7 protein-coding genes and 1 pseudogene are annotated in these 6,259 nt (G+C 39.3%); 4 read left to right on the top strand and 4 right to left on the bottom strand.

The features are described 5' to 3' along the window. Positions 1–2: 2 nt before the first annotated feature. The 4 genes from V7M78_RS14080 to V7M78_RS14095 all read right to left on the bottom strand — a co-directional run bounded on the left by V7M78_RS14080 (position 3) and on the right by V7M78_RS14095 (position 3,063). Entirely contained in the window at positions 3–746 is a 744-nt protein-coding gene (locus V7M78_RS14080) for an ABC transporter permease (RefSeq protein WP_333650601.1), read from the bottom strand. Next, complete coding sequence (locus V7M78_RS14085) at positions 733–1,464, bottom strand: ABC transporter ATP-binding protein (RefSeq protein ID WP_333650603.1); 732 nt, start codon at positions 1,462–1,464, stop codon at positions 733–735. Before V7M78_RS14085 ends, V7M78_RS14080 begins: the two co-directional genes overlap by 14 nt. Before the next feature lie 59 nt (positions 1,465–1,523). After that, complete coding sequence (locus V7M78_RS14090; protein ID WP_333650605.1) at positions 1,524–2,285, bottom strand: MerR family transcriptional regulator; 762 nt, start codon at positions 2,283–2,285, stop codon at positions 1,524–1,526. A gap of 97 nt (positions 2,286–2,382) precedes the next feature. Beyond that, positions 2,383–3,063, bottom strand: a complete 681-nt coding sequence (locus tag V7M78_RS14095; protein WP_333650607.1) for a cyclic nucleotide-binding domain-containing protein — start codon at positions 3,061–3,063, stop codon at positions 2,383–2,385. Positions 3,064–3,173: 110 nt separating this feature from the next. On the opposite strand from V7M78_RS14095, the gene V7M78_RS14100 reads away from it, so the two are divergent. From V7M78_RS14100 to V7M78_RS14115, 4 genes and pseudogenes are all read left to right on the top strand, one after another. After that, a complete protein-coding gene (locus tag V7M78_RS14100; RefSeq protein WP_333650609.1) occupies positions 3,174–4,136 on the top strand; it encodes a DMT family transporter in 963 nt (320 codons plus the stop codon). A gap of 104 nt (positions 4,137–4,240) precedes the next feature. After that, positions 4,241–5,155 (top strand): helix-turn-helix transcriptional regulator, encoded by a 915-nt coding sequence (locus tag V7M78_RS14105; RefSeq protein WP_333650610.1) that lies wholly within the window; start codon positions 4,241–4,243, stop codon positions 5,153–5,155. Positions 5,156–5,221: 66 nt separating this feature from the next. Continuing rightward, positions 5,222–5,827, top strand: a complete 606-nt coding sequence (locus V7M78_RS14110) for a GNAT family N-acetyltransferase (RefSeq protein WP_333650612.1) — start codon at positions 5,222–5,224, stop codon at positions 5,825–5,827. Positions 5,828–6,057: 230 nt separating this feature from the next. Then, positions 6,058–6,259, top strand: a pseudogene (locus V7M78_RS14115) (hydrolase); the annotation flags it as partial.

A 6,259-nucleotide genomic window follows, 5' to 3' on the forward strand; every position in this document is an offset into this window, starting at 1 on the left:
GTCTATTCCCACTTAAAAAAGCGGAGAGAAACAGCAGTGCATATGACTGCAATTACAATCATCACAGCCACCGGAATAAAAATACGATCTACCGGCAGGCCCAGGGAAGCAGCCTTGAGAAGCTTTATTCCTTGGGTCAATGGCAGTATATTTGCAGCTTTTTGCAGTGCAGCGGGCATCACTTCGTAAGGCAGTGTAGCTCCCGAAAAAATAAGCATTGGAAAATACAGCAGGCTGGCAGCGGCACTTGCTATTTTTGTATTTGGTGCAATTCCTCCCACCAGCAGCCCAATGCTGAACATTGACAGCATAACCAGTAAGTATGCTCCTAAAAATTGAAGCCATGAGCCGTATAATTGATACCCGAAATACACCGCTCCTGTTGCATAGACAAGGATGAGTGAAATAATTGAGTAAAGTGCGTAAATGACAATCTGTACTGCCAAGATAAGAGCAGGGCTGACAGGCGTGACCTTGAAACGCTTTAATATTTTTCTGTTTCGATAATCAGACACAACTAAGGGAAGCCCCATAACACCCCCGGCACAAATGGCAATGGTTGATACTGCACCGAAAGATTGCTCCAAAAATGTATATTCCGCTCCGTCGAAAGCAGGTTTATTTCCAAATACCGCTCCCAAGATAATAACGATAATAACAGGCATGCAGATAGCAAAAATGAACATATCCATCCCACGGAGGGATAATCGGATTTCTGTTTTTAATAAGGTTCTAAATGCTTTCATTTTCGGCCTCCTCGTCTGTGTACCAAAGGTATGCGTCCTCAAATTTTTCATAAGGACTGGCGGCAATTGCTTCTTGTACTGTCCCGTAAAAAACACTTTCTCCCTTTTTCAAAATCATGATTTTGCTGCAAAGAGCTTCTACCTCGTCCATGAAATGAGAGGTTAATAAAATCGTAATTCCTTTCGCCTTTAATTCGGAAAGGCTTTTCCACACCTCCCGCCGTGCTTTCGTATCCAGGCCAGTGGTCAGCTCGTCCAAGAATACGACCTCTGGATTTGGGATCAGTGCCAGGACGATGAAAAGCCGCTGCTTCTGACCTCCCGAAAGCTCGCTGACCAGATTTTTCAGCTTGTCAGAAAGTTCGAATTGCTCTAAAAGACCGCCATAATCCAGAGAAGTCTCGTAAAGAGAAGCAGTGGTCTCACAAAGTTCACCTACCCTTATTTTGTCCTGATAGTTCCCTTCCTGAAATTGAACACCAACTCTTTCAAACAATTTTTTTCGCTCTTTCTGCGGATTCATTTCCAAAATGGATACAGTTCCGCCATCTTGCTTTTTTGTCCCCAAAATACATTCAATTGTGGTGCTTTTACCCGCACCATTTGCACCCAGCAGGCCAAATACTTCTCCACGGCAAACGGAGATATTGATATTTTTCGCTGCTTTGATGGGGCCGTAAGACTTGCATAGGTTTTTTACTTCAATCGTTGTTTCCATGTGAATTAATCCCTCCTTTTCTTTTCATAAAAAGAATAACACCAGAACAAAGTCTGGTGTTAAAATGTAGGGTTTTCCTGGAATTGTTTTTTCATCTTTTCAAGATGGGCAAGCATAGCTTTTGCGTTTTGTTCAGCGCAATGCAATGATGTGAGCAGCTTATCGCATACAGAAATAATATCGTCACTTTGCTTTGGAGTGTCAATTACCTGCCGGATATCCGCTTCAGGATTTCGGGACAGGGTATTCAGCATTCTTAAAATTGCTGAAAGAGAGTAATTGGCACAACGCAAGGAACGTATGACTTTTAACCGTCGGATATCTTCGTCATCATAAACTCGGTATCCATTTTGTTTTCTCTTGACAGTAAGTAATCCGTTCATTTCCCAATTTCTTAATGCGTCTATTGAGATTTGCAAATAATCGGCCCCTTCTTTTCTGGTTAAAAACATAGTACCTGTTTCCTGGCTATGTCCGGATAACAGCTTTTCAGTAATTGCTATGGCTTCTTCGGCATTAATTTTCTCATTTCTGATCTGTTGCAGATAATGTTCAGTCAAGCAGATTGCTTTGTTAAAGTCACCGAGAGCGGAAGTTTTAATAATGGTAATCGCCTGCTTCCTCAGACCATTTTGCAGGACTTCGACCTTTAGGGCAAGTCTGGCAAATTTGATCTGTTCCATGTGAAGATCTGTGAAGACACGATAGCCATTTTCTTTACGCTCTGGTTTGGGAATCAGTTCAAGTTCTTCATAAAGCCGTACGGTATTGGGATGGATTCCAATGTTATGTGCAATTTCGGATGTCTTATAAGTGTTCATACTTTCACCGCCATTCTATTGCATCATAATATCATCATATAAAAGTCTGGTGTTATAATGGAGGGTTTTAATTGTAACCTTGTTTTTTTCGTGTATTCTATTTTACAATATTGGCTGAATCAGCCGCAGTGTGAGAACGGCGGATCAGTTCCTTGCGGTTTAAAATATAATACCCGCTTTCTCTTTTATCCAATATCCCGGCCTCACATAACTGCCCCAGTAACCGGAACATATGTCGGTAGCTCATGCCGACTGAGCAGGAGACATCTGTCAGAATATCGTTGAAAAGGCCGCAGTGTGAAGTCTGAAGTATATAGGTACAAAGCCGCTGTTCCCCGGTGTATAATGATGAGGATGTAAAGCTCTCCGCGCTTTCATATAGTTTTTCTGCCAGCTCGGTTCCCATTTTGTTCAGAAAAGATATATTGGTTTTTAATTCGGTCAGACAGTTTTGATAATTTATTACAATGCACTCAAAATCTGTAATAGCTATAACGGAAGAGGCAGCAATTTCCTGTCTTGTCATCAATTCAACCTCGCCGATCATTCCGGAGGAAATATAATAGCAAAGAATGAGACTTTTGCCGTTAGGTGCGGTGCGGCAGACTTTCGCCCTGCCATCAACGACAATGAAAAGCCAGAAAATCGGCGATCCTTCCCTTAAAACCTCTTCGCCTGATGAAAAGCGCATGCAGGAACAGGCCTCTGACGGTATATTCTGCAGGCCGTATTCTGCAAGTTTATCTATATGTTCTTTTTTTAGGGGAAGTTTTTTCATATTTATCACCTCACTATATATTATAGCAGAAAATCACAAAAACACTATGACAAATGTCCTATGTACTGCGGTAATTATTTTGTTATTATTTGATAGGGAGGTGGAGAAGCATGTATCAATTTTTATCTTTTATATCGGGGATTCTGCTGTCTGTTATGATTTCTGTTAACGGTAGTTTATCAGATCAATATGGGGCTTTCTCAGCAGCAGTAATTATTCATGTGGTCGGCTCGCTGTTTGCGCTGTCATTTTACATGATACATAGAGAAAAGAAGGCACTTTTTACCCATAGGCCGAAATGGATTTATCTGGGAGGTGCTATAGGTGTCTTGACCACCATATTTTCAAATTTAGCCTTCGGTCATATCAGTATGACAAGTATTGTTGCATTGGGGTTGCTGGGGCAGACGGTCACTTCTTTATTTATTGATATCTTGGGATTGTTTGGCATGGAAAAGAGGCCATTTCAAAAAACATCCCTATTTGGTCTGGCATTTGCCGTCTTTGGTGTTTTTCTCATGCTGGATAACACAGTTGCCACTGGTTTGACGGCTGTATTTATATCTTTTGGTTCGGGAATTACGGTGGTGCTGTCCAGAACCGTTAATGCATATTTGGCTAAAAAAATCGGGGCTTTGAATGGTTCTCTGGTTAACCATTTGGTTGGGCTTCCGATTACCGCAGTTATTGCGATTATTGTCACAAGAGGGACACATTTAAACATTGTTTCAGATCATGATTTTCGGATATGGATTTATTTGGGCGGTGTTTTCGGTGTGGCAGCAGTGATGCTTTTTAATATAATTGTTCCTCAAATCCCGGCCTTTCAGCTAACCATGCTTGTTTTTGTAGGGCAGGTGTTTACCGGAGTGCTTTTGGATGTGATGGCAGGTAATTATAATTCAGATACATCATTTTTGGGCGGTACTGTCATAGCAGCCGGAATTGCAGTCAATATGATTATGGAACGGGCAAATATCACGAAAGAACGGAAATATCAGAAATATTTAGCCAGAGTAAAGCGGATAGAGGAGGAATACCGAAAATATCTGATGGGAAAATATTGCCGATAATGGGCGGTTAAAGTGGAAAATAGAAATATCTTTTATTTCATTCTGAACTATGACATAATGGTGTCATAGTTCTTTTGCTATTATGGCAGCAGAAGGGAGGACAAATGAAAATAGACCGCCTGATGGCTATTGCCATTTATTTGCTGAATCACGGGAAAACATCTGCTCAAAAACTTGCAGAAGAGTTTGAAGTTTCAACAAGAACAATTATGAGAGATATGGACACGCTGGATCAGGCTGGTATCCCAATTCAATCATCTTATGGGGCAGATGGTGGGTATCAGATCATTGATACATACGTAATGGAAAAACAATTGGCAAATAATCGTGATTATGCTTTTATCGTAACAGCATTAAAAGGCCTTGCAAGTGCATATACAAATAAAAATCTTGAGAAGACTCTCTATAAGATGAACGCTCTGATTGATGAACAGATAACCCCGGTCAGCGTGGATTTCAGTGTTGCCCATGAAAATAAGGAAATAAATAAGCAGATTCAGGTGCTGGAAGAGGCAATATCACAAAAGAAAATGGTTCAGTTCCAATATACAAATAGTGAGAACGAAGTGAAGCAGATGCAAGTGGAGCCTGCTTGTGTGGTATATAAGTGGTTCAATTGGTATCTCGTAGGATATTATGAAAAGTATCAGGATTATTGTATGTTTAAACTTGTCCGCATAGAACATCTGCAGATGACAGAAAAGAAAAACAGAATAGAACATTGTGCAGAAAATATATCTGTCTGGGAAAGAAGTTCTCGAAAAAATATTGAAATAAGGCTGAAGGGGAAGGCAGCAGTAAAGTCGAAATGCAAAGAATATTTGAATGGACATATTACAAAAGAATACGAAAATGGTGATTTTGAGTTCTGTTTTTCGGTTCCTGAGGAAGAAATGTATTGGTATGGTGTTATTCTTTCTTTGGGAAATGGGATCAGAGTTATGGAACCTCAAAGTGTTATTGACCGCATTTTGGCAACCTGTAACGATCTGTTTAAAGAATATGGGGAATTACAATAAAAACTTAATTAAATATCTTGCAGCAGAATGTTAGGAAAAATATAAAATTGATCGGAGAAAAATAAAATGATACATGTCTATGAAAAATGTCCGGTTTTAGAAAATTCTCATTTTCTTCTTAGATTAGTGGAAGAAAGTGATGCAAAGGATTTGCTTGAAGTTTACAGCGATAAGAATGCATTGCCGTTTTTTAACAGTGATAATTGCAATGGTGACAATTTTTATTATCCAACGGAAGAAAGAATGCTGGAGGCAATAAAGTTCTGGTTATGGGAGTATAGCAACAAGGTCTATGTGCGTTTTTCAATTATTGATAAAACAAGTAATAAAGCAGTAGGTACTATTGAATTGTTTAATCGTAAATCAACAGACTACTTTAACAATTGCGGTCTTTTGAGGTTGGATGTGGGAAGTGAGCTGGAGAAATGTACATCACTTTGTGAGATTCTGTCAATTATTTTAGAGCCGGCATATCAATTGTTTGGCTGTTCTATGATTGCGACTAAGGCAGCAATATATGCTGTTGAACGGGCCCGGGCGTTGGAGGAGATGGGATTTCAAAAGGTCAAAGAGCATTTAGCAGGGAAGTATGATACATATAGAGATTATTGGATCATTAGAAATAGTGATAACAGCCATTATCATAGTAAACAGGATAAGCAGGATTTCTGATATAATACAAATGGGATAGTCTTACAGTGAAAAGCAGTAAAATAGTAAAATAAGGAATTGTTAGTTAGCGGAATAGATGATAAAATCAGTATAGGCAGATTTTGATTTATGTATTTGTTTGGGTGTGGTAGCTTAGCAAAATACCGTAAATTCGAGATCTGCCATAATTATATCTTTGATAGGACAGAGAATAAAAAGCAATCTATATAAAAATAGAGGAGGACATACATATGAAAGATAGAATTGTCCCAAGAATTGATACAAAATTGCGCAGTCATACAGTGCTTGTACCTGATTCTATTAATCGGACAACGGGAATTATTATTAACGGAAAACGGATTAAATCAATCTTATTTTCTACCGATGTTGCTATTATTGCAAATTGCAATGCTGATGCGGTCATTGCCGTATATCCATTTACCCCTACCATGC

Origin of the sequence: Lacrimispora sp., from assembly GCF_036758025.1 — a bacterium.
In the GTDB taxonomy this organism is placed as follows: Bacteria; Bacillota; Clostridia; order Lachnospirales; family Lachnospiraceae; genus Lacrimispora.